Origin of the sequence: Pseudomonas sp. CFII68, from assembly GCF_000416195.1 — a bacterium.
Taxonomy (GTDB): domain Bacteria; phylum Pseudomonadota; class Gammaproteobacteria; order Pseudomonadales; family Pseudomonadaceae; genus Aquipseudomonas; species Aquipseudomonas kilonensis.
In genome coordinates, this window is the sequence record NZ_ATLN01000096.1 from 11,671 (window position 1) to 36,971 (window position 25,301).

General features: G+C 64.8%; 2 protein-coding genes and 1 pseudogene. All 3 read right to left on the reverse strand.

Annotation, left to right across the window (positions count from 1 at the left end):
• Positions 1-17: 17 nt before the first annotated feature.
• Positions 18-1,430: pseudogene (locus CFII68_RS27530) on the reverse strand (condensation domain-containing protein); the annotation flags it as partial.
• Positions 1,430-12,517 carry a non-ribosomal peptide synthetase gene (locus tag CFII68_RS10195; RefSeq protein ID WP_018609398.1) on the reverse strand — a complete coding sequence of 3,696 codons (11,088 nt, stop codon included), beginning with the start codon at positions 12,515-12,517 and terminating at the stop codon, positions 1,430-1,432. The pseudogene CFII68_RS27530 and the gene CFII68_RS10195, both read right to left, overlap by 1 nt.
• A complete protein-coding gene (locus CFII68_RS10190) occupies positions 12,518-25,102 on the reverse strand; it encodes a non-ribosomal peptide synthase/polyketide synthase (protein WP_018609400.1) in 12,585 nt (4,194 codons plus the stop codon). It lies immediately after the preceding gene.
• Between the last annotated feature and the right edge of the window lie 199 nt (positions 25,103-25,301).

Below are 25,301 nucleotides of genomic sequence, written 5' to 3' on the forward strand. Positions count from 1 at the left end.
ATACGCTGCCCCGGGTCGGCCACGATGGCCCGCAACAGGTTCTGCCAATGCCCGGCCATGCGCGCCATCGTCTCGGCGCCAAACAGGTCGGTGGCATAGATCAGTGCAGCCGAAAGGCCTTCGCCATGCTCGACGGTTTCGAGGGTGAGGTCGAATTGTGCCGTGCGAGAATCCCAGCTCAGCCCCTCGACTTTCAAGGCACCGACCGGCCCCTCGCCCGCCGGGCCTTGGGTCCGGTGGTTGAACATCACTTGGAACAGCGGGCTGTGGCTCAGGTTGCGCTCAGGCTGCAACGCTTCGACCAGTTGCTCGAACGGCAGCTCTTGATGGGCCTGGGCGCCCAGGGCTGTCTGTTTCACTTGTTGCAGCAAGGCGCCAAACGCATCCTCGCTCCGCACATCGCTGCCCTGTACCTGGGTGTTGACGAAAAAGCCAATCAGGCGCTCGGTCTCGACCCGGTTGCGGTTGGCCGTCGGCACGCCGACGCGGATATCGTTCTGGCCGCTGTAGCGATGCAGCAGCGCCTGGAACGACGCCAGCAAAATCATGAACAGGCTGACGCCCTCGCGCTGGGCCATGTGCTTGAGGTCGCCGGCCAGTACCGCGTCGATGGCGAGTTCCAGCCGCGCGCCGCGATAGCTCATCACCGCCGGACGGGGGAAGTCGGTCGGCAATTCCAGCACCGGTTGCTGGCCACCCAAGCGTGCGGTCCAGTATTCCAACTGGCGCTCGCGCTCACCCGCTTCCATCCAGTGCCGCTGCCAGATGGCGTAGTCGGCGTACTGGATCGGCAGCGCCGGCAGTTCCGGTGCGTGGCCCTGGCTGAAGGCGGCGTAGCCATTGACCAGTTCCTCGACCATCACCTGCATCGACCAGCCATCGGCAACGATGTGGTGCAAGGTCACGATCAGCACGTGATCATCCGCCGCCAATCGCAGCAGGCGCGTGCGCAGCAGCGGCCCCTGTTGCAGGTCGAAGAGCTGGTGGGTTTCTGCCTCGATCAACTGGCGCAGCTGCGTCTCGTCCGGCAATTGTTCCAGGGTGTCTGCCTGCAAATGCACTGGCGTCGCCGCGTGCACTTGCTGCACGACCTGCTCGCCTTGGATCTGGAAGGTGGTGCGCAGGCTCTCGTGACGCGCCACCAACGCCGTGAAACTCTGCTCCAGCGCAGCGATGTCCAGCGGCCCGCGCAAGCGCAGGGCCGTGGGCATGTGATAGGCCGCGCTGTCGGGGTCCAACTGCCAGAGGAACCATTGGCGTTCCTGGGCAAACGACAGCGACAACGTGTCGAACTCGGCACTGACAGGCGCAATGGGCAGGTTCGCCGGGGAAACGTTCTCTTCGAGCATTTTCTGCAAGTACAAGCGACGTTTTTCCAGCGGCAGCGTTATGAAGCGCCTGGCAATACGTTGTGCGACAGCGGTGTCCATCAAACCTCCTCAAATTCATCGAGCAGCGCTTCAAGCTTGCTCAATTTCGACGTACTCATGGGTTCGCCGGCAGGCTCGAGTTGCGCCACGAACGCGCCGAGCACCGGGAATTGGAAAATCAGTTGCGGGGTCAAGGTCAGGCCCAGTTCCAGTTGCAGGCGCGAGACCGCGCTCACCACCAGCAGCGAATGCCCGCCCAGTTCGAAGAAGTCGTCGCCCAGCCCGACCTGCTCGACCTTGAGCACGTCCTGCCAGATCGCCGCGACCCGGCATTCCAGATCGCTCTGCGGCGCCAGGTAAGCCGATTGCAGGGCACGGGTGTCCGGTGCCGGCAAGGCCTTGCGATCGAGCTTGCCGTTAGGGGTCAGCGGCAAGCGATCGAGGAAGACCCAGTGGGTCGGCACCATGAAGTCCGGCACCTGGGCCGCCAGTCGCGCCTTGAGTCGGTTGCCCAGGCTGGCCGAATCCAGGGAGCTGTCCTGGCCGACCAGGTAGGCCACCAGGTTCGGCCCGCTCACGTCGTCCCGCGCCAGCACCACTGCATCGCGCACATCGGCATCGGCTTGCAGGCGCGCTTCGATTTCCCCCAGCTCGATGCGCAAGCCACGGATCTTCACTTGGTGGTCGATCCGGCCGAGGTACTCGATCACACCGTCCGCGCCATAACGCGCCAGGTCACCGGTGCGATACAGGCGACCGCCCGCAACGGGGGCGAACGGATCGGGAATGAAGCGCTCGGCGGACAGTGCCGGTCGTTGGTGGTAACCACGGGCCAGGGAATCACCGGCGATGTGCAACTCGCCGACGGCGCCCACGGCGCAAGGCTGCAACGCCGCATCCAGCACGTAGGTGCGCACGTTATCGATGGGACGGCCGATGGCGATGATTCGCTCGGCGTCGTCTTCGCTGTCGCGCACCACGGCATGGCTGCTGGTGTCGATGGTCGCTTCGGTCGGGCCATACAGGTTGCGCAGTTCGCCCTCGAACAGCGCCATGACCTGGCGCGACAGGTGCGCGCTGAGGGCTTCGCCACCGCACAGCAGCAGGCGCAGGGAGACCAGTTGTTCGCGGGTCGCCAGTGGCAGCAAGGCCTGCAACAGCGACGGCGCCATTTGCAGCACGCTGATGCGCCACCGCGCCACGTCGGCCCAAAGGGTGGTCAGGTCGAGGTTCAGGTGCGGGCTGGCGAGCACCAGCTGCGCACCGCTCATCAACGGCAGCCAGAACTCCCACACCGAGGCATCGAAACTGATCGCGGTTTTTTGCAGGACGCGGTCGGCGGTCGTCAGTTTCAAGCACCCTTGCATCCACGCCATGTGGTTGCTCAGGGCGGCATGGCGCAAGGTCACGCCCTTGGGCTTGCCGGTGGAGCCGGAGGTGTAGATCACGTAGGCGAGGTTCTCGCCGTCGATGTCCACGCCAGGGTCGCGCTCGCTGTAGCCGGCCAGCCATTGCCCGGGTTGATCCAACAGCAGCGCGGCCACGGCAGCGTCGCCGAACAGCGGCAGCACAGCGGTTTCAGTGAGCAGCAAGGCGATGCCGCTGTCCTCGACCATGTACGCCAGGCGATCCCGGGGATAGGCCGGGTCCAGCGGCACGTAGGCACCACCGGCCTTGAGCACCGCCAGCAAGCCGACGACCATCTGCACGCTGCGCGACAACGCCAGGCCCACCAATACATCGGGGCCAATGCCGCGTTCGATCAAGCCATGGGCCAGGCGATTGGCCCGGGCATTGAGCTCGGCGTAAGTGAGCGTTTCCTGTTCGCTGACCAGGGCGACCGCGTCGGGGCAGCTTTGGGCCTGGGCTTCGATCCATTGATGCACCAGGCGCCGAGGCGGCTCCACCACCGAAGTGGCGTTCCAGTCGCCCAGCAGCCTGTCGCGGGTCAGCGCATCCAGCAGCTGGATGTCGCCCACGCAACCGCCGGCCGGCAGGCTCACCATTTGCGCGAGCACGTGTGCCACCTGCTCAGCCAGGCGCTCGACGGTGTGTGTAGGGAAAGCAGCATGGGCATAGGTGAAGTGCAGGCTCAGGATGTCAGTTAGATTGACGGCCAGGGTCAACGGGAAATTAGTCTGTTCCTGGCTGGCCACGCTGCCGAAGCTCAAGCCCGAGGGGGCCTGCTCTTGCAGGGCCTGGGACACGGGGTAGTTTTCGAACACCAGCAAGGTGTCGAACAAACCGTCGCCGCCCTGCCCGGCCCAGCGCTGGATCTCGAACAGCGGCGTATGCTCGTGCTCGCGCAAGGCCACGTTCTGGCCCTGGACCTGTTGCAGCAGTTCGCTCAGCGCTTGCTCCGGACGCGGACTGGCGATGACCGGCAAGGTGTTGATGAACAGGCCGATCTGCTGTTCGACACCCTTGAGCTCACTCGGACGTCCCGACACGGTGGCGCCGAAGGCCACGGCGGCGTGTCCGGTGTAGTGCTGCAGCAGCAACAGCCAGGTCGCCTGGACGACGGTGTTGAGGGTGACCTTCTGCTGGCGGGCGAACTCGCTCAGGCGTTGGGTCTGCTCGGGCGTCAGGTCGTGATAGTGGCTGGCGTGGCCGCTTTCCAACGTCGATTGCAGCGGCGCGAAACGGGTCTCGGCCAGACGCGTCGGCGCCTCCAGCGGTTGCAGTTGCGCCAGCCAGAAGGTTTCGCTGGCCTGGGCGTCGCGGCCTTGCAGCCAGGCAATGTAGTCCCGATAGCGCCCGGCCGGGCGCGGCGGGGCCTGGCCGTCATAACGTTGCAGCACCTCGCCGAGCAACTGCGAGTTGCTCCAGCCATCCATCAGGATGTGGTGATGGGTGTAGATCAGGTGATAACGCTGCTCACCCGTGTGCACCAGCACCAGGCGCAGTAACGGAGCGCAGGCCAGGTCGAAGCCCTGCTCGCGTTCGGCATCCGCCCGCACGTCCAGGGCCTGGCGGGCATCGGTGCGGGCGCTCCAGTCCAGCGAAGCGAATGGCACACGCACCTGCTTGTGCACCACCTGCACCGGACGCTCGCTGCCCTGCCAGATAAAACTGCTGCGCAGAATGTCATGGGCATCGACCGCCGCTTGCCAGGCTGCCTCGAACCGCCGTGGGTCGAGGCCTTCGATGTCCAGGCGCATCTGGTTGATGTACTGGCCGCTGCCCGCCTCGTAGAGGCTGTGGAACAACATGCCCTGCTGCATCGGCGCCAGCGGGTAAAGGTCTTCCACCCCGCGCGCCGACAGCGCCAGGCCATCGAGTTGCGCCTGGGTCAGGCCGGCCAGGGGGAAATCCGTTGGCGTCATGCCCTGGCTCGTCGGCTCGCAGCAATGGGCGATCAATAGCGCAAGCTCGCTGGCGTAGTCATCGGCCAATTGCTGGATGGTCGCCGGCTCGAACTGTTGCGCACTGAACGTCCAGCCCAACCGCAGCGCGCCCTCGAACACCTGGCCGTTGAGCGTCAGCCAGTTGCCCAGGGTGGTCAGCGGGCTTTGCTCGTCACCGGCGCTTTCACTGGCCGGGCTGAACAGCGCGCCTTGGTCCTGATCGAAACTGCCGTCGAACTGACCGAGGTAGTTGAACGTGATGCGCGGCACCGGCAGTGCTTCCAGGGCTGCCCGGCTGGCGTCGTCACCCAAGTAACGCAGCGCACCGAAACCCACGCCTTTGTCGGGAATCGTCCGCAGCCCTTGCTTGATCGACTTGATCGAGTCCGCCAGTTCGACGGCCGGCGACAACCGCACCGGGAACAGGCTGGTGAACCACCCCACCGTACGGGTCAGGTCGACATTGGCGAACAGCTCTTCGCGGCCATGGCCTTCGAGCTGCAGCAACAGGCTGTCGTGACCAGTCCAGCGGCAGATCACCCGGGCCAGGGCCGTGAGCAACAGGTCGTTGACCTGGGTACGATAGGCCGCCGGCGCCTCTTGCAGCAACTGCCGGGTCAAGTGCGCGTCGAGCCGTGTATGAACGGTGACGGCCTCGCGGTTTTGCGCGATCGCTTCGGGGTCGAGGCACGGCAGGTCGGTCGGTGCGTCATGCAGTTGCCCTTGCCAGTAGGCCAATTGCTGCTGCAGTTGCGCGCTGCGGGCGTGGGCTTGCAACTGCTCGGCAAAGGCCTTGATCGAACTGGTCTTGGCCGGCAATTGCAGCGCTTGGCCGGCGAGCAACTGCTGGTAGGCGGTTTGCAGGTCGTCGAACAGAATCCGCCACGACACACCGTCCACCGCCAAGTGATGAACCACCAGCAACAGGCGCTGGCTGCCATCGGCCAAGGTCGCCAGGACGCCGCGCAACAGCGGCCCGGCGTGCAGGTCGAGGCTGCGCTGGGCCTGATTGGCGAGGGTTTCCAGCGCGCTGGCATCGGCCACGTCACGCTGCCACAACAAACCGTTGCTTGCCCAAGCTTGCTGTTGCGCCGCCACCTCACGGTGCTCGGCGCGCCAACCTTCGGCGGTTTCACTGAAGGACAAACGCAAAGCGTCGTGGTGCAGCACCAACGCCTGCAAAGCCTGCTCCAGCACGGGCGCTTGCAGCGCACTGGCCGGTTTCAGCAGCACCGACTGGTTGTAGTGATGACGCTGGGGAATCGCCTCGGCGAAAAACGCCTGTTGGATCGGCAGCAGCGGTGTCGCTCCTTGGCTCGGTGTCTGATCGACTGCCGGCGCCTGCCCACCGGTCTGGGCGACGCTCGCCAGCGCCTGCACGGTCTGGTGCTGGAACAAATCCTTGGGGGTAAAGCGGATGCCCGCCTGACGGGCGCGGCTGACCACCTGGATGGAGACAATCGAGTCGCCGCCCAACTCGAAGAAGTTGTCGCTCAAGCCAACCCGCGCCACCTTGAGCACGTCCTGCCAGATCGCGGCGATCTGTTGCTCCAGCTCACTTCGCGGCGCCACGTAATCCTGCTGGACCTGGCTGGCGTCGGCGGTCGGCAGGGCCTTGCGGTCGAGCTTGCCGTTGGCGGTCAGCGGCCACAGCTCGAGGAACAGCAGGTGCGTCGGCACCATGTAGTCCGGCAGATCGGCCTTGAGCTGGGTCTTGATCTCATCACGCAGGCCGGCCGGGTCCTCTCCGATGTGCGCCGGAATGACATAAGCCACCAGTTGCTGGCCGCTCGGCCCTTCCTGGGCCAGCACCAACGCTTCGCGCACGGAATCCAGGGCGTTCAGGCGCGCTTCGATCTCGCCCAGTTCGATGCGGAAACCGCGGATCTTCACTTGATGGTCGATACGGCCGACGTACTCGATCACCCCATCGCTGCGGTACTGCGCAAGGTCTCCAGTGCGGTACAGCCGTGCACCGCTTTCGCCGAACGGATCGGGGATGAACCGCAATGCGGTGAGGTCGCCGCGATTCAGATAACCACGGGCCAGACCGGCACGACCGACGTACAGTTCACCGATGCAGCCTTTCGGCACTGGGTTGAGGTCGCCGTCCAGCAAGTACCACGACAGGTCGACAATCGGTTCGCCGATGGGGCTGCTGGCGTCCTGTTCCAGGTCCGCCACTGACAGCGGACGGTAGGTCACGTGCACGGTGGTTTCGGTGATGCCGTACATGTTGATCAACTGCGGCGCCGCATCGCCGAAGCGCTCGAACCACGGGCGCAAGGACTTGACGTCCAGCGCCTCGCCACCGAACACCACGTAGCGCAAGGCATTGGCCCGGTCATCGGTGCAGGCTTCGTGCATCAGTTGCTTGAACGCCGACGGTGTCTGGTTGAGCACCGTCACCCCGGCGTCGCAGAGCAATTCGTGGAACTGCTGCGGTGAACGGCTGATGTCATACGGCACGATCAACAGCTCACCGCCATGCAGCAACGCGCCAAAGATTTCCCAGACCGAGAAGTCGAATGCGTAGGAATGGAACAGGCTCCAGACATCCTGCGCGCCAAAGTTGAACCAGGATTCGGTGGCCTCGAACAGGCGCAGCACGTTGTGGTGCGGCAGCAAGGTGCCTTTCGGATTGCCGGTGGAGCCGGAGGTGTAGATCACGTAGGCAAGGTTCGCAGCGTCCATTGCTACGTGCGGATCGTTGTCAGTGAAAGCACTGACGTCGGCGTCCAACAGCAACGTTTGCACGCCGTCCGGCACCGGTAATTGTTCGATCAGGGCCGCTTGGGTCAGCAGCAGTTGAATGCCGCTGTCCTGCATCATGTAGGCCAGACGATCCTGGGGATAGGTCGGGTCCAGCGGCACGTAGGCGCCGCCGGCCTTGAGAATCGCCAGCAGGCCCACCAGCATGTCGAAGCCCCGCTCGGCCGCCAATCCCACCAGCACATCCGGGCCGACGCCGTGGGCGATCAACTGATGGGCGCGGCGGTTGGCCTGGGCGTTGAGTTCGCCGTAGGTCAGGGTTTGGGCGTTGCAACGCAAAGCGATGGCATCGGGACGCAAGCGCGCCTGTTCGGCGATGCGCTGATGCAGGCACGCCTCGCCCGGGAAGCTGCGCGGGGCCGGGTTCCATTGGGTGATGTGTTGCTGTTGCTCGGTGGCCGTCAGCAGTGGCAGTTCGCCGATGGATTGGCGGGGATTGGCAACGATGCCGTGCAGCAGGTTCAGCCAGTGTTCGGCCAGCCGCTGCACGGTGCTGGCGTCGAACAAGTCAGTGGCATAAGTCAGCGCCGCACCGAGTTCACCCTCGGCTTCCAGGGTGTCGAGGGTCAGGTCGAACTGGGCGGTCTGGCTTTCCCATTCCTGGGCCTTGATCACCAGCCCGGGCAGCGCCGGCAGCGCCTGGTGAGCCACGTTCTGGTGGTTGTACAACACCTGGAACAACGGGCTGTGGCTCAGGTTGCGTTCAGGCCGCAGGGCTTCGACCAGTTGTTCGAACGGTAGGTCCTGATGGGCCTCGGCACCGATGGCTGCCTGTTTGACCTGCGCCAGCAATTCACTGAAACGCTGCTGCGGATCGACCTCGGCCTTGAGCACCTGGGTGTTGACGAAGAAGCCGATCAGGCCTTCGGTTTCCACCCGGTTGCGGTTGGCGATGGGCACGCCGACACGAATGTCCGACTGGCCGCTATAGCGGTGCAGCAAGGCGTGGAACGACGCCAGCAAGACCATGAACAGCGTGCTGCCTTCGCGCTGGGCCAACTGTCGCAGCTGTTGGCCCAAGGCCTGCGGCAAGTCGATCGCCAGGCGGGCGCCGGCAAAACTCTGCCGGGTCGGGCGCGGCCGGTCGGTGGGCAGTGCCAGCAACGGCTGCTCGCCCCCCAGCACCTCGGTCCAGTAGGCCAGTTGCCGTTCCCGCTCGCCGGCGTCCATCCATTGACGTTGCCATACCGCGTAATCGGCGTACTGGATCGGCAGCTCGGCCAAGGCCAAGGACTCACCCTCGCGGCACGCGGCATAACCTTGCATCAGTTCCTGCACCAGCAATTGCATCGACCAGCCATCGGAGACGATGTGGTGCTGGGTCAGCACCAGCACATGCTCGTCAGCCGCCACCCGCAACAGGCCGACCCGCAGCAGCGGGCCGTTTTGCAAGTCGAATGGCTGGGCGATCTGCTGGCGGACGAAGGCTTGGATCTGCTCGTTGCCGCCGTCGAGCATCTGCGCAATTACGACCGGATTCATCTGTGGGTGAATGACCTGGAACGCTTGCTCATCGACCTGGACGAAGGTGGTACGCAGGCTTTCGTGGCGCTGCACCAGCGCGGCGAAACTCTGTTGCAGGGCCGGCAGGTCCAGGTTGCCCTGAATTCGCAGCGCCGCTGGAATGTGGTACGCCGCGCTGTCGGGCTCCATCTGCCAGAGGAACCACTGGCGTTGCTGGGCGTAGGACAACGGCAACGGTGCCGGGCCCCGGGAAAGACGCGGGATGCTCGCCGGCCGTGCCACTTCGCCGTCCATCAGCGCCGCCACACAGGCTTCAAGGCTGGCGTTTTCGAACAACTGGCGCAGTTGCAGGTTCAGGCCGAGGGCCTGGCGAATGCGCGACACCATCTGCGTCGCCAGCAGCGAGTGGCCACCCAGTTCGAAGAAGTTATCGCTCAAGCCGACCCGCGCCACCTTGAGCACGTCTTGCCAGATCGCGGCGATCTGTTGTTCCAGTTCACTTCGTGGCGCCACGTAGTCCTGCTGGACCTGGCTGGCGTCGGCGGTCGGCAGGGCCTTGCGGTCGAGCTTGCCGTTGGCGGTCAGCGGCCATTGTTCGAGGAACAGCAGGTGCGTCGGCACCATGTAGTCCGGCAGATCGGCCTTGAGCTGGGTCTTGATCTGGTCGCGCAGGCCAGCTTCATCCTCGCCGATGTGCGCCGGAATGACATAAGCCACCAGTTGCTGGCCGCTCGGCCCTTCCTGAGCCAGCACCAATGCTTCGCGCACAGAATCCAGGGCGTTCAGGCGCGCTTCGATCTCGCCCAGTTCGATGCGGAAACCGCGGATCTTCACTTGATGGTCGATACGGCCGACGTACTCGATCACCCCATCGCTGCGGTACTGCGCAAGGTCTCCAGTGCGGTACAGCCGTGCACCGCTTTCGCCGAACGGATCGGGGATGAACCGCAATGCGGTGAGGTCGCCGCGATTCAGATAACCACGGGCCAGGCCGGCGCGACCGACGTACAGTTCACCGATGCAGCCTTTCGGCACTGGGTTGAGGTCGCCGTCCAGCAAGTACCACGACAGGTCGGCAATCGGTTCGCCGATGGGGCTGCTGGCGTCCTGCTCCAGGTCAGCCACTGACAGCGGACGGTAGGTCACGTGCACGGTGGTTTCGGTGATGCCGTACATGTTGATCAGTTGCGGCGTCGCGTCGCCAAAACGCTCGAACCACGGACGCAGGGACTTGACGTCCAGCGCCTCGCCGCCGAACACCACGTAGCGCAAGGCATTGCTTCGCGAGTCGGCGCAGGCTTCGTGCATCAACTGCTTGAACGCCGATGGCGTCTGGTTGAGCACCGTCACTCCGGCATCACACAGCAACTCGTGGAACTGCTGCGGCGAACGGCTGATGTCATAGGGCACGATCAACAGCTCGCCACCGTGCAGCAGCGCGCCGAAGATTTCCCAGACCGAGAAGTCGAATGCGTAGGAATGGAACAGGCTCCAGACATCCTGCGCGCCAAAGTTGAACCAGGATTCGGTGGCCTCGAACAGCCGCAGCACGTTGTGGTGCGGCAGCAAGGTGCCTTTCGGATTACCGGTGGAACCGGAGGTGTAGATCACGTAGGCGAGGTTCGCAGCGTCCATTGCTACGTGCGGATCGTTGTTGGTGAAAGCACTGACGTCGGCGTCCAACAGCAGCGTCTGCACGCCGTCCGCCACCGGTAATTGTTCGACCAGGGCCGCTTGGGTCAGCAGCAGTTGAATGCCGCTGTCCTGCATCATGTAGGCCAGACGATCCTGGGGATAGGTCGGGTCCAGCGGCACGTAGGCGCCGCCGGCCTTGAGAATCGCCAGCAGGCCCACCAGCATGTCGAAGCCCCGCTCGGCCGCCAATCCCACCAGCACATCCGGGCCGACGCCGTGGGCGATCAACTGATGGGCGCGGCGGTTGGCCTGGGCGTTGAGTTCGCCGTAGGTCAGGGTTTGGGCGTTGCAACGCAAAGCGATGGCATCGGGACGCAAGCGCGCCTGTTCGGCGATGCGCTGATGCAGGCACGCCTCGCCCGGGAAACTGCGCGGGGCGGGGTTCCATTGGGTGATGTGTTGCTGTTGCTCGGTAGCCGTCAGCAACGGCAGTTCGCCGATGGATTGGCGGGGATTGGCAACGATGCCGTGCAGCAGGTTCAGCCAGTGCCCGGCCAGGCGCTGCACGGTGCTGGCGTCGAACAGGTCGGTGGCGTAGCTCAGGGATGCGGCCAGCTCACCGTGGGTCTCGTGGGTGTCGAGGGTCAAGTCGAACTGGGCGGTATGGGAGCTCCAGTCGAGGCTCTCGACCTGCAACCCAGGCAATTGCAGGGCTTGGGCCGTGCCGCTGCCCTGGTGGTTGAACATCACCTGGAACAGCGGGCTGTGGCTCGCCTGCCGCTGGGGTGCCAGTGCCTGCACCAACTGCTCGAACGGCAGGTCTTGATGGGCTTGCGCCCCCAGCGAAGCCTGTTTGACCTGCGCCAGCAATTGCTCGAAAGGCAGGTCGCCGCGCACCTGGGTATTAAGCACTTGGGTGTTGACGAAAAAGCCGATCAAGCCTTCGGTTTCCGGGCGATTACGGTTGGCCACCGGTACGCCGACACGGATGTCCGACTGGCCGCTGTAGCGGTGCAACAAGGCCTGGAACGACGCCAGCAAGACCATGAACAGCGTCGAGGCTTCGCGCTGGGCCAGTTGCTTCAAGCCCTGGGTCAGCCCGGCGTCAACGGTCAGGTCCAGGCGGGCGCCGCGATGGCTCTGCACCGCCGGGCGCGGCCGGTCCGTTGGCAACGGCAGGACTTCGCCGCCATCGCCCAGCCGTTCGGTCCAATAGGCCAGTTGCCGCGCCAGTTCGCCGGCTTCCATCCATTTGCGCTGCCAGATCGCATAGTCGGCGTATTGGATCGGCAAAGGCGCCAGGGTCGGCGCTTGGCCGCTGCGGTGGGCGGCGTAGAGCTGGACCAGGTCATTGACCATGATGTGCGCCGACGCACCGTCGCAGATGATGTGGTGCTGGGTCAGCACCAGCACATGGTCGTGCGCAGCGAGTTGCAGCAGCTTGACCCGCAGCAGCGGCCCCTGTTGCAGGTCGAACAATCCAGCGATTTCATCATCGATCAGGGCTTTGAGCGCAGCCTCATCCGCTGACCCCGACACCACCTGGGGCTCGATCGCCAGGCTCAAGTGGGCCTGCACCACTTGTTGGGGGCCTTGCGGGCTGTCGATGAATACCGTGCGCAGCACGTCATGACGGGCCAGCAAGGCGTCGAAGCTGCGTTGCAGCGCCGGCAGGTCGAGGGCGCCGCGCAAGCGCAGCGCCGTGGGCACGTGGTAGGCCGCGCTGTGGCGGTCCAGTTGCCAGAGGAACCACTGGCGTTCCTGGGCGTAGGACAGGTCGAGCATCGCGAACTCGTCACGCATCGCCGGGATCGGCAACGTCGCCAGGCTCATGTTCTTGCTGTGCAGCTTGTGCAGGAACGCTTGCCGTTGGGCGAGCGGTAAACGGATGAATCGCTGAACCAGAGACAGGTTATCGAGCTGAGTCATTCAAAGGGTCTCCAGGTCTGCCAGGAAATCATGCATCTCACTCAGGTCGTCGCTGGAGTGAGGGGTCAGGTGGGCCGCCAGTTGGGCGGCGTAGTCGGCCAGGGACGTGGTGCTGAACAGCAAGTCCAGGGGCACCGCGGCGCCTTGCTGCATTTGCAGGCGCGCCGTCGCTTGCGTCGCCAGCAGGGAATGCCCACCCAGTTCAAAGAAGTTGTCGTCGCGCCCTACTCGCTCGAGCTTGAGCACGTCTTGCCAGATGCCGGCGATGTCCTGCTCCAGCGCGCCCTCGGGCGCCACGTAGGCACGCAGCAGTTGCTGGGCGTCCGGCAACGGCAAGGCCTTGCGGTCGAGCTTGCCGTTGGGGGTCAGCGGGAAGCGTTCGAGCAACAGCCAGTGCGCCGGCATCATGTAGTCGGGCAGCAACGGCGCGAGCTGGGCCTTGAGGGCTTCGCGCAAGGCCGCCGGTTCCGCTGTCTCTGGATGGGCAGCGATCAGGTACGCCACCAACTGCAGGCCGCCCGGCCCTTGCTGTGGCACCACCACCGCTTCGCGGATCGACGCCTGGGCCAGCAGGCAAGCTTCGATTTCCCCCAGCTCGATGCGGAAGCCGCGGATCTTCACCTGATGGTCGACCCGGCCGATGTACTCGATCACGCCGTCGCCACGCTGGCGCGCCAGGTCACCGGTGCGGTACACCCGTGCGCCGTTGCCGAACGGGTCCGGCAGGAATCGCTCGGCGGTAAGCGCCGCCCGCGCGTGGTAACCCCGGGCCAGGCCGTCGCCGCCAATCAGCAGTTCGCCGATCAGCCCGACCGGGTTCGGCGCGAAGTGATCGCCGACGATGTACAACGCGGTGTTGGCAATCGGTCGACCGAGGTACGGCAGGCGCTGCTCGGCGGTCAAGCGGTAGGCCGCCGACCAGATGGTGGTTTCGGTCGGGCCGTACAGGTTCCAGACTTCACCGGCGACAGCCAGCAGCCGCTCGGCCAGGTCCTCGGCCAACGCCTCGCCACCGCACAGGCATTTGCGCCCGGCCAGCAAGGCGGACGCCGGATGGTCGAGCAACATGCGCCAGGTCGATGGCGTGGCCTGGACCACGCTGACCTGCTGCCTATCGATGGTCTTGAGCAGCGCTTCGGGGTCGTGGGCGCTCTGCTTGTCCACCAGCACCACGCAGGCACCACTCAACAGCGCGCCGTAGAGTTCCAGGCCGAAGATATCGAACGAGAACGTGGTCAGCGAGAGCACTCGATCACTGGCCACGATGCCCGGTTCGCGGGCCATGCTGGCGACGAAATTCACCAGCGCCCCATGCCGCACCATCACGCCTTTGGGTTTGCCCGTGGAACCCGAGGTGTAGATGGCGTAGGCCAAGTGCTCCGCATCCAGGCGCGTCGCCGGCGCCTCGCAGGCATAACCGTCGAGCCAGTCACCCTCCTGGTCCAACACCAATGTCTTGACGCCAACCCCGGCCCCTGTGGGGGATAGCCTGTGGGAGCAAAGCTTGCTCGCGATAGCGTCGGCACACCCACCATCACCATTGACTGAACCACCGCCATCGCGAGCAAGCTTTGCTCCCACAGGCTCGCTCCCACAGGGTGCCGCGAATGGGTTGAGCTGCGAACGTTGGGTCAGCAGCAGTTCGATGCCGCTGTCTTCGATCATGTGCGCCAGCCGGTCGGCCGGGTATTGCGGGTCGAGCGGCACATAGGCGCCGCCGGCCTTGAGGATCGCCAGCAAGGCGACAATCATCTCCACGCCACGCTCCAGCGCGACGCCGACCAATTGATCGGGCCCCACGCCTTGTTCAATCAAGCGATGGGCCAGGCGGTTGGCCCGAACGTCGAGTTCGGCGTAGCTCAGCGCCTGCTCGGCGAACACCAGCGCGGTGGCATCCGGCGTTTGGCGGGCCTGGGCCTCGAACAGCCGGTGCACGCAACGCTCGTCCGGATAGTCGGCCGCGGTGGCGTTCCAGCCTTGCACCTGCTGGCGGGTTTCACCGCCGTCGAGCAAGCTCAGTTCCCCCAGGGGTCGTTGGGTACCGTCGGTCATTTGCAGCAGCAAGCGCCGCAAATGCACGCCGATCTGCTCGACCGAGGCCGGGGCGAAACTGGCGCACTGGTAGCTGAACTGCACCGCCAGCTCGGCACCGAGGCTGACCAGCAGGGTCAGCGGGTAGTGGGTCTGTTCCAGGTTATCCACGGTACCGAAACGCAAGCCTTCGGGCGCACCGTGCTCCAGGGCTTCGGAAATCGGGTAGTTCTCGAACACCAGGATGTTGTCGAACAACGCTTCGCCGCCCAGGCCGGCCCAGCGCTGGATGTCGAACAGCGCCGTGTGCTCGAACTCGCGCAAGGCCAGGTTCTGCGCCTGGACGCTGTGCAGCCAGTCGCCCAGCGCCTGTTCCGGACGCGGGCTGGCGATGACCGGCAAGGTGTTGATGAACAGGCCGATCTGGCCCTCGACACCCACCAGGTCCGCCGGCCGCCCCGCCACCGTCGCGCCGAACGCCACGCTGGCCTTACCGGTGTAGCGCTGCAACAGCAGCAGCCAGGCCGCTTGCACCAGGGTATTGACGGTCACTTTGGATTCGCGGGCGAACTCGGCCAGGCGTTGGGTCTGCTGCGCATCCAGTTGCACAAGATGATGACCGTACAGATTCGCCGAGACGTCCTGGGCCGGGCGCGCAAACACCTGGGCCAGGCGCACCGGCTCATCCAGCGTGCGCAATTGTTGCGTCCAGAACCTTTCGCCGAGGCTCGCGTCCTGGCGTTGCAGCCAGGCGATGTAGTCGCGATAACGTCCAGCCGGACGTGCTACCGCGTCGCCGCGGTAGTGCTGCAACACTTCGCCGAGCAACTGCGCACTGCTCCAGCCATCCATCAGGATGTGATGGTTGGTGTAGATCAGGTGATGCCGATCAGTCGCCGTGCGCACCAGCACCAGGCGCATCAGCGGTGCCTGGGTCAGGTCCACGCCTTGGTCCCGTTCTTCATCGGCGAGGGTTTGCAGGGCGCCATCAATATCAGCCCGCCCGTTCCAGTCGAGCATACGGAACGGCACCTCGACCTGACGCTGGACGATTTGCACCGGCTGCTCCAGGTCACCCTGCCAGAAGAAGCCGCTGCGCAGGATGTCATGGGCATCGACCACCGCTTGCCAGGCCGCGCGGAAACGCTGCGGATCGACGCCTTCGACGTCGAGGCGCATCTGGTTGATGTAGTCGCCGCCGCCCTGCCCGAGCAAGGAGTGAAACAGCATGCCCTGCTGCATCGGCGACAGCGGGTAGATGTCGTCGATGGCCTGTGGTGCTTGGACCAGGGTGTCCAGTTGCGCCTGGGTCAGACGCGCCAGCGGGAAATCCGACGGCGTCACGCCACCACTGTGGCTGTCGCAGCAATGGCCGATGAGCGCAGTGAGCTCTTGCACGTAGTCATCGGCCAGGTGCTGGATGGTCGCGGTATTGAACAGCTCGCCGCTGAAGGTCCAGCTCAAGTCCAATTCACCGCCGAACACTTGGCCGTCAAGGGCCAGCGGGCTGCCCAGCGGACCTTGCAGGTTCACTTCCTCGCCACCGCGCTCTGTGGTCGGCACGAACAAGGCATCGGCGGCCGCATCGAAACTGCCGTCGAACTGACCAAGGTAATTGAAGGTCAGTTGCGGTTTCGCCAAGGCCTGCAGGGCTTCACGCGCAAGGTCATCGCCCAGGTGCGCCAAGGCCCCGAAACCGATGCCCTTATTGGGGATGGCGCGCAGTTGCTCCTTGATCTGCTTCAACGAAGCACCGAGGTCGGCGACCGGCGTCAGTCGGGCCGGGAACAGGCTGGTGAACCAGCCTACGGTACGGCTCAGGTCGACATGGGCGAACAGATCCTCACGGCCGTGGCCTTCGAGTTGCACCCACACACTGTCATCGCCGGTCCAGCGCACCATCACCCGCGCCAGCGCCGTCAGCAGCAGGTCGTTGACCTGGGTGCGATAGGCCGCCGGGGCTTGCTGCAGCAATTGCCGGGTGAGGTTTTTGTCCAGTGCCGTGCGAATCGTCACGGCTTGGCCCTGTTGCTGCCCGCCCTGGGGGTTGTCCCACGGCAAACCGGCCGGGGCGCCGTGCAACTGCTGCTGCCAGAAGCCCAGTTCGGCCTGCAAGGGTGCGCTGGCGGCATAGTCCTGCAACGCGGCGGTCCAGGCGTTGACCGCGCTGGTCTTGGCCGGCAGTTGCACCGCCGCGCCCGCGAGGGTCTGGCGATAAGCGCTTTGCAGGTCTTCGAACAGTATCCGCCAGGACACACCGTCCACCACCAGGTGATGGACGATCAGCAACAGCCGCTGCGTGCCATCGGCGAGGTTCGCCAGCAGCGCGCGGATCAGCGGCCCGCCCGCCAATCGCAAGCTGCGCTGGGCTTGGTTGCCCAGCACTTGCAGTGCGGCGAGATCGGCGACGTCGGCTTGCCAGAGCAGCGTGTCGGCGGCCTGCGCGTCGACGTCACGGTAACGCGCGGTCCAGCGTTCGCCCTGCTCGATGAAGTCCAGGCGCAAGCTGTCATGGTGCACGACCAGTGCGCCCAAGGCCTGTTCCAGCGCCTGCGCATCCAGCGCCTGGGTCGGTTTGAGCATCACCGACTGGTTCCAGTGATGGCGATCGGGGATCGGCTGGGTGAAGAACCACTGATGAATCGGCAGCAGTGCGGTTTCGCCGGTCGCGGGTTGCTGGTCGATCAATTGCAGCGGCGCGCCCGTCTGTACCACGGCGGCCAGGGCCTCGATGGTCTGGTGCTGGAACAGGTCCTTCGGCGTGAAGTGCATACCGACCAACCGAGCACGACTGACCACCTGGATCGAGACGATGGAGTCGCCGCCCAGTTCGAAGAAGTTGTCCCGCAGGCCCACTTGCGCGAGCTTGAGCACGTCCTGCCAGATCGACGCCAGTTGCTGCTCCAGCGCGCTGCGCGGGGCCACGTAGGTTTGCTGCAATTGGCTGACGTCGGGCTTGGGCAGGTTCTTGCGGTCGAGCTTGCCGTTGGGGGTCAACGGCAGGCGTTCGAGCAGCAGCAGATAAGCCGGGACCATGTGTGCCGGCAGGGTCGCCTTGAGCTGGTCACGCAAGTGCTCGGCGAAATCCTTTGGCACGGTTTCATTGGCCACCACATAGGCCACCAGGCGCTTGCCGCTGCCAGCAGCACCTTCCTGGGCTACGACAACCGCTTCGCGCACGCCTTCAAGGGCTTGCAGGCTGGCTTCGACTTCGCCCAGTTCGATGCGGAAGCCGCGGATTTTCACTTGATTGTCGATGCGGTCCAGGTAATCGAAAGTGCCATCGGCGCGTTGGCGCACCAGGTCGCCGGTGCGGTAGAGCAAACCGCCGCTGCTGAACGGGTCAGCGATAAATCGCTCGGCCGTCAGGCCCGGACGGTTCAGGTACCCCCGCGCCAGGCCGCTGCCGCCCAGGTACAGTTCGCCGGCCATGCCCTGGGGCAGCAGGTTCAAATCAGCGTCGAGCACGTAGGCGCTGCGGTCGCCGATGCGGCTGCCGATGGGCGCATAGGCGGCGCCACACGCCACGTCGCGACCAGCCTTCCAGATCAATGGGGTGACCACGGTTTCGGTCGGGCCGTAGCCGTTGATGATGTAGTCCGGGTCGAGGGCGCGCTTGACCCGTTCGAAGCTGACGTTGGGCACCGCATCGCCGCCAAAGCAGTAGATGCGTACCTTCGGCGGGTTGCCCTCGCGCTCGGCGTGTTCGGCCAGTTGTTGCAGGTACACCGGCGGGAACGCCACCACCGTCACGCCGTGCTCGCGCATGGCGTTGTAGGTCTGTTCCGGGGTCCACAGGCTGTCGTCGCGAATCAGCAGCGAGGCACCGTGGGTCAGGCTGGTAAGCCAGCGTTCATGGGCACCGTCGAAGGCGAACGACATGAAATGGAATTCGCAATCGCTGTCGCGCATTTCATAGCGCTCACCGATGGCCTGGCAGTGCATCGCCAGCGGACCGTGGGCCACGCTCACGCCTTTCGGGTTGCCGGTGGAACCGGAGGTGTAGATGACGTAGGCGAGGTTCTGCGGATCGACGGTGATCGACGGTGCATCGGCCGATTGCAGGCTCAGGTCCAGGCGATCGAGCTCCAGCACCTGGTTGGCGCCTTCCAGCGGCAGTTGCGCCGACACCCGGGAGTCGGTGAGCAACAGCGCCAGCCCGGAATCCTCGATCAGGTAGGCCAGGCGTTCCCGTGGGTAGCTGGTGTCCAGCGGCACATAGGCCGCGCCGGCCTTGAGCACCGCCAGCAGTGCGACGATCACCCCTTCACTGCGCGGCAGGGCCACGCCAACGCGGGTTTCCGGGCCCACGCCACGGGCAATCAGGGCGTGCGCCAACTGGTTGGCCCGCCGGTCGATCTCGCCATAGCTGAAGCGCTGGCCGTCGAAGATCACCGCCGTCGCGTCGGGCTTGTGCGTCGCCAGATGGGCGATGCGTTGGTGTACGGCCATGTCGGTCGGGTAGGACTGCGGGTGGTTGGCAGCCTGTTGCGCCCTGTGCTCCTCGTCATCGGCCAGGGCAATCTCGCCGAGGCGACGCTCGGCGGATTCGGCAAACCGCTCCAGCAGGAGCAACAGTTGCGCACTCAAGCGCTCAATGGTTGCAACGCTGAAATGCGCCTGGTCGAAACTCATGTGCAGCGCCAGCGTCTCGCCCAAGGTCACGCCCAGGGTCAGCGGGTAGTGGGTCTGATCCTGGTTGGCGACTTCGCCGAACACCACGCCTTGGGCGGTGCCGTGTTGCAACGCCGCGGAAATCGGGAAGTTCTCGAACACCAGCAGACTGTCGAACAGCGCTCCCCCGCCCTGCCCAGCCCAGCGCTGGATGCTCGCCAGCGGCGTGTGCTCGAACTCGCGCAGGCTCAGGTTCTGCGCCTGTACGGCGGCCAGCCAGGCCGCGACGGTCTGGTCCGGACGCGAGCCGGCGATCACCGGCAAGGTGTTGATGAACAGGCCGACCTGTTGTTCGATGCCAACCAGCTCCGCCGGCCGCCCGGCCACGGTGGTGCCAAACGCCACGCAGTCGCTGCCAGTGTAGCGCTGCAACAGCAGCAGCCACGCCGCTTGCACCAGGGTGTTGACGGTGACTTTCTGCTGGCGGGCGAACGCGTTGAGACGGCCAGTGCCCGGCGCATCCAGGTGGTAATGCCTGAGCGCATGAGCGCTTTCGCTGCGCACCTCGCCACCCGCCGCAGCGGCGTTCGCCAGTACCGTCGGCTCCTGGAGGTCGGCCAGTTGCCCCAGCCAGAACGCTTCGCTGAGGGCGGCGTCCTGGCGCTGCAACCATTGGATGTAATCGGCATAGCGGCTGACCGGTCGCGGCGGCTGCTGACCGGCATAGCGCTGCAGCACTTCACCGAGCATCTGCGCACTGCTCCAGCCATCCATCAGGATATGGTGGTTGGTAAAGATCAGGTGATGACGCTCATCGCTCAGTTGAATCAGCGTGACCCGCAGCAGCCCGGCCTGGGTCAGGTCAAACCCCATGGCCAGGTCAGCGGCAATGAAATCCTTGAGGGCCTGGGCGACGTCGTGGCGTTCGCGCCAATCGAGCACGGTGTAGGGCAGCGCCAGACGACGGTGGATGATCTGCAACTGTTGCTGCAACTCGCCCTGCCAGATGAAGCCGCTGCGCAGGATCTCATGGGCGTCCAGGGTCGCCTGCCACGCCGCGCGGAAACGCTCGGGGTCCAGGCCATCGACATCCACGCACAATTGGTTGATGTAGGCACCGGTGCCCTGCTCGTACAGGGTATGAAACAGCATGCCTTGCTGCATCGGCGACAGCGGATAAATGTCTTCGATGGCGGCAGCCGGCACGGGGATCGCGTCCAACTGCGCCTGGGTGATGCGCGCCAGCGGGAAGTCCGACGGCGTGGTGCCCATGGAGGCGGCCGAGCAGCAATGGCCGATCAGCGCTTCCAGTTCGCGGGCATAGTCATCGGCCAGACGGGCGATGGTCGCCTCGTTGAATTGCTCAAGGCTAAACGTCCAACGCAAGTCGAGCTCGCCGTCGTAGACCTGGCCTTCGACACTCAGCCTGTTATCCAATGGCGCATCAAGGCTCTGCTCGCGCCCGGCGCTTTCCCCCGCCGGGCTGAACAGCGCACCCTCCCGGGCATCGAAACTGCCGTCGAACTGGCCGAGGTAATTGAAGGTGATGCCCGGCAATGGCAAGGCCTTGAGACAGGCTTGCGCCGCATCGTCGCCGAGGTAGCGCAGCACACCGAAACCGATGCCCTTGTTCGGGATCGCCCGCAGTTGCTCCTTGATCTGCTTGATCGCGGCGCCCACGCCATCGGCCGGGGTCAGCCGCACCGGGAACAGGCTGGTGAACCAGCCGACCGTGCGGGTCAGATCGACGCCTTTGAACAACTCTTCGCGGCCATGGCCTTCGAGCTGGATCAAGGTCTCGGCGTGGCCGGTCCAGCGACAGATCACCCGCGCCAGGGCGGTCAGCAGCAGGTCGTTGACCTGGGTGCGATACGCCGCGGGAGCCTGTTGCAGCAGCTGTTGAGTGAGGGTTTTGTCGAGACGGCTGTGCAGCACTTTGGCGTAACGGCTTTGCCGGCTGCCTTGGGCGTTATCCCATGGCAGATCCACTCCCGCGCCTTGCAGTTGTTGCTGCCAGAACGTCAGTTCGGCCTGAACGTTTTCCGTGCTGGCATAGGCCTGCAGATGTTCACCCCAGGCCTTGTAGGCGCTGGTCTTGGCCGGCAGCTTGATGACGGCGCCGGCGCTGGCCTGTTGATAAGCCCGTTGCAGATCTTCCAGCAGGATGCGCCACGACACACCGTCCACGGCCAGGTGGTGCACGGCCAATAACAGACGCTGGCTGCCATCGGCCATGCTCGCCAGCACCGCGCGCAGCAGCGGGCCATTGTGCAGGTCGAGGCTGCACTGAGCCTTGGCACACAGGTCTTGCAGCTCAGCGGCGCTCAGGTTGTCCGCCGTCCACAACAACTCAGGGTCGACCACCATCGGCGCGACCTCAGCCCGCCAGCCTGCCGGGGTTTCGACGAAGCGCGAACGCAAGGCATCGTGATGCACCAACACGGCGTTGAGGGCCTGCAGCAGCGCCGGGGCCTGCAACGGTAGATGGCTGCGCAACAAGACGGTCTGGTTCCAGTGGTGACGCTGGGCAATGGCGTCCTCGAAAAACACCTGCTGGATGGGCAGCAACGGCTGTTCGCCGCTGACCGGCCCCTGATCGATCTGCAGCCCGCTGCCGCCCTGTTGCGCGACGCTCGCCAGGCCTTGCACGGTTTGATGCTGGAACAGGTCACGGGGGGTGAAATGGATCCCGGCCTGCCGCGAGCGGCTGACCACCTGGATCGAGATGATCGAGTCGCCACCCAGCTCGAAAAAGTTATCGGTCAAGCCGACCTGTTCAAGCTTGAGCACGTCCCGCCAGATGGCCGCGATGCCTCGCTCCAGTTCGCTGCGGGGGGCGATAAAGGCCTGTTGCAGTTGGCTGGCATCCGCTGACGGCAAGGCCTTGCGGTCGAGCTTACCGTTGGGGCTCAGCGGCAATTGCGCAAGGAACACCAGCTGGGTTGGCACCATGTAATCCGGCAGATGCTCCTTGAGTTGCGCCTTGAGGGTTTCCCGCGCAGCGCCCTGCTCATCCGCCGAGGCCGACACCAGCGATGCATCCTTGGGCACCACGTAACCCACCAGTTGCAAGCTGCTGCCACCCTGCACCGCCAGTACGACGGCTTCACTGACCGCCGCAAGTTCCAACAGGCGTGCTTCGACCTCGCCCAGCTCGATGCGCAAGCCACGGATCTTCACTTGATGATCAACGCGGCCCACGTATTCGATTTCGCCCAAGGCATTGAAGCGCGCCAAGTCGCCGGTGCGATACAGGCGCGCACCGCTGGTGGAGAACGGATCGGGGATGAAACGTTCGGCGGTCAAGGCCGGGCGTTGAAAGTAACCACGCGCCAGCAACTCGCCGCCAATCAGCAACTCCCCGGTCACCCCCACCGGCGTGGGCGCCAGGTGCGCATCGAGCAGATAGGTATGCCGGCCTGGAAGCGGTTGACCAATGGGCAAGGTCAGCGGCAGCGGCCGGCGATTGAAAACGTAATCGCTGCAATCAAGGGTGGTGGCCGTGACCGTGGCTTCGGTCGGGCCGTAGGTGTTGAGCAGCTTGACCTGCTCCAGCCCGGCCCGGCGCCAGGCCTGCACGCCTTCGGGCGGCATGGCTTCACCCCCGCTGTGCACCTGGCGCAGCGCTGCATAGTCACGCGGCCCGACAGCGGCGAATTCCTTGGCGATCATGTTCCAGTAGGCGGTGGTCAAGTCCATGACCGTGATGCCCTGCTCGACGATCTGGCGGTACAGGGTTTCGCTGTCCCAGACCTCGTTGCCGCGCAGCACCACCGAGGCGCCACAGGTCAGCGGGCCGAACAGTTGCTCGCCAAAGGCATCGAAGTTGAACGTCGCGAATTGCAGCACGCAGTCGGTGCTGTTCAAGCCGTAATAGTACTGCGAGGCAAACGCATGCTTGCTCAACGCGCCATGACTGATACCGACGCCTTTCGGCCGCCCGGTCGAGCCGGAGGTGAACATGACGTAGGCCAGGCTGTCGGCCCACACCTTGCGTTGCAGGTTGCCTGGCTCGGCATTTTCCCAGGACTCGGCCTGATCCAGGCACAGGCAACGCACGCCGTCGGGCACAGGCAGTCGTTCAAGCAAATGGCTTTGGCTCAGGAGCAAACGGCTGGCGCTGTCTTCGATCATGAATCGAAGGCGATCCACCGGGTACTGGGGGTCCAGCGGCACGTAGGCACCGCCGGCCTTGAGCACGGCAAGAATGGCCACCACCAGGTCCAGGTTCCGGTCGACAGCGATGCCCACCAGCACGTCAGGACCGACCCCCGCCGCCACTAATGCGCGCGCCAGGCGGTTGGATCGGGCATTGAGCTGGCCATAGCTCAATCGTTGTCCATCGCAGATCAAGGCGATGGCGTCCGGGCTGCGTTCAGCTTGGGCCTCGAACAGTTCATGCACCGGGCGCTCACTCGGCCAGCTCGTGTCGTGGCGCGCCCACTCTGTCACCACCTGCCGATAGTCGGCCGGCGCCAACAACGCCAGCTCGCCGACGCGCTGCTGCGGGTCGTTGACGATGTTGCGCAACAGCAACGTCCAGTGCCGAGCCATGCGCTCGATGGTGTCGTGGCTGAACAAGTCACTGGCGTAGGTGAACGCCGCATGCAAGTGCCCGCCCTTTTCGTAGGTGTCCAGGCTCAAGTCGAACTGGGTGCTGCGGGTTTCCCACTCGATGACGCCCAACTCCAGACCGCTGCCGACTTTCAGCGTGGTGACGTCGGCCACTTCCGGCTGGTGGTTGTACATCACCTGGAACAATGGGTTGTAGCTCAGGCTGCGCTCAAGCTTCAGCGCCTCGACCAACCGTTCGAAGGGCAGGTCCTGGTGGGCCTGGGCGCCGAGGGCGGTTTCCTTGATGTCACGCAACAGGTCGCCGAGGCGAGTCTGGCCGTCCAGTTGCACCCGCAATACCTGGGTGTTGACGAAGAAACCGATCAGCCCTTCGATTTCCCGGCGGTTGCGATTGGCGATCGGGACGCCGACCCGCAAGTCGTCTTGTCCGGTGTAGCGATGCAGCAGGATATTGAAAGTCCCCAGCAACAGCATGAACAACGTGACCCCATGCTGGCGGGCAACGCCGCGCAGTTGCTCGACCAGCGCGGCGTCCACCACCTGCTCCAGGCGGCGACCGCGATAGCTCGGCAGCACCGGGCGCGGATAGTCGATGGGCAGCTCCAGCACCGGATGCTCATCGCCCAGCTGCGCTTGCCAGTAATCGAGTTGACGCTGCAGCTCGCCCGCTTCCAGCCAGCGCCGCTGCCACAGGGCGTAGTCGCTGTACTGGATCGGCAAGTCGGCCAACTGAGGTTCCACGCCCGCTTCATGGGCGTCATAGCAGCGAATGAACTCGTCGATCAGCACGTTCATCGACCAACCGTCGGAGACGATGTGGTGCAAGGTCAGCAGCAGCACGTGCTCCTGATCATCGAGTTTGAGCAGTTCGACCCGCAGCAAAGGGCCGCTGGACAGGTCGAAGGGCCGCAGTGATTGTTCCTCGGCGGCCCGACGCACCGCGTGCTCGCGCTCGGCTGCCGGCATGGTGCTGAAGTCCCTGTGCTCGATCACCAGCGGCGAGTCGGTCGGCACTTGCAGGAGGCTGTCGTCGGCCTGGCGCTGGAACACCGTGCGCAGGGTTTCGTGACGGGCCACCAGGCTGGCGAAGGCTTGCTCCAGCGCCGGCAGGCTCAACGCGCCCTTGAGCCGCACCGCTCCCGGCAGGTTGTAGGCACCGCTGTCCGGCTCCAACTGCCAGAGAAACCACATGCGCTGCTGGGCATAGGACAACGCCTGGCGATCCTCGGCCTCGACGCCCCGGGGGATGGGAAAACCGCTGAACTCCACGCCCTCCTTGTCCAGCGCGGCCAGGAACATCCGGCGCTTTTCCAGGGGCAACCCGATAAACCGGCGAGCAAGTTTCAAGGCGTCTTCAGCATTCATTTCTGGGGTATCCGGAATCAGTGGGCACAAGGCACAAAGGCAAGTCGTCCCTATGAAACGAATGCAAACCGGAAAAATTAGCGTTTGAGAATTTGTGTCAGGAAGAGCTTCCCGACAGGAAAGGACAGTCCGCATTGTGGCGAGGGGATTTAGCGAAGCGTCGCACCGCCCCGCTGGGCTGCGAAGCAGCCCCAAAAAC

Excerpts from the sequence above, each read along its gene's own strand:
- CFII68_RS10195 (WP_018609398.1), bottom strand. The coding sequence starts at position 12,517 with ATGACTCAGCTCGATAACCTGTCTCTGGTTCAGCGATTCATCCGTTTA.
- CFII68_RS10190 (WP_018609400.1), bottom strand. The coding sequence starts at position 25,102 with ATGAATGCTGAAGACGCCTTGAAACTTGCTCGCCGGTTTATCGGGTTG.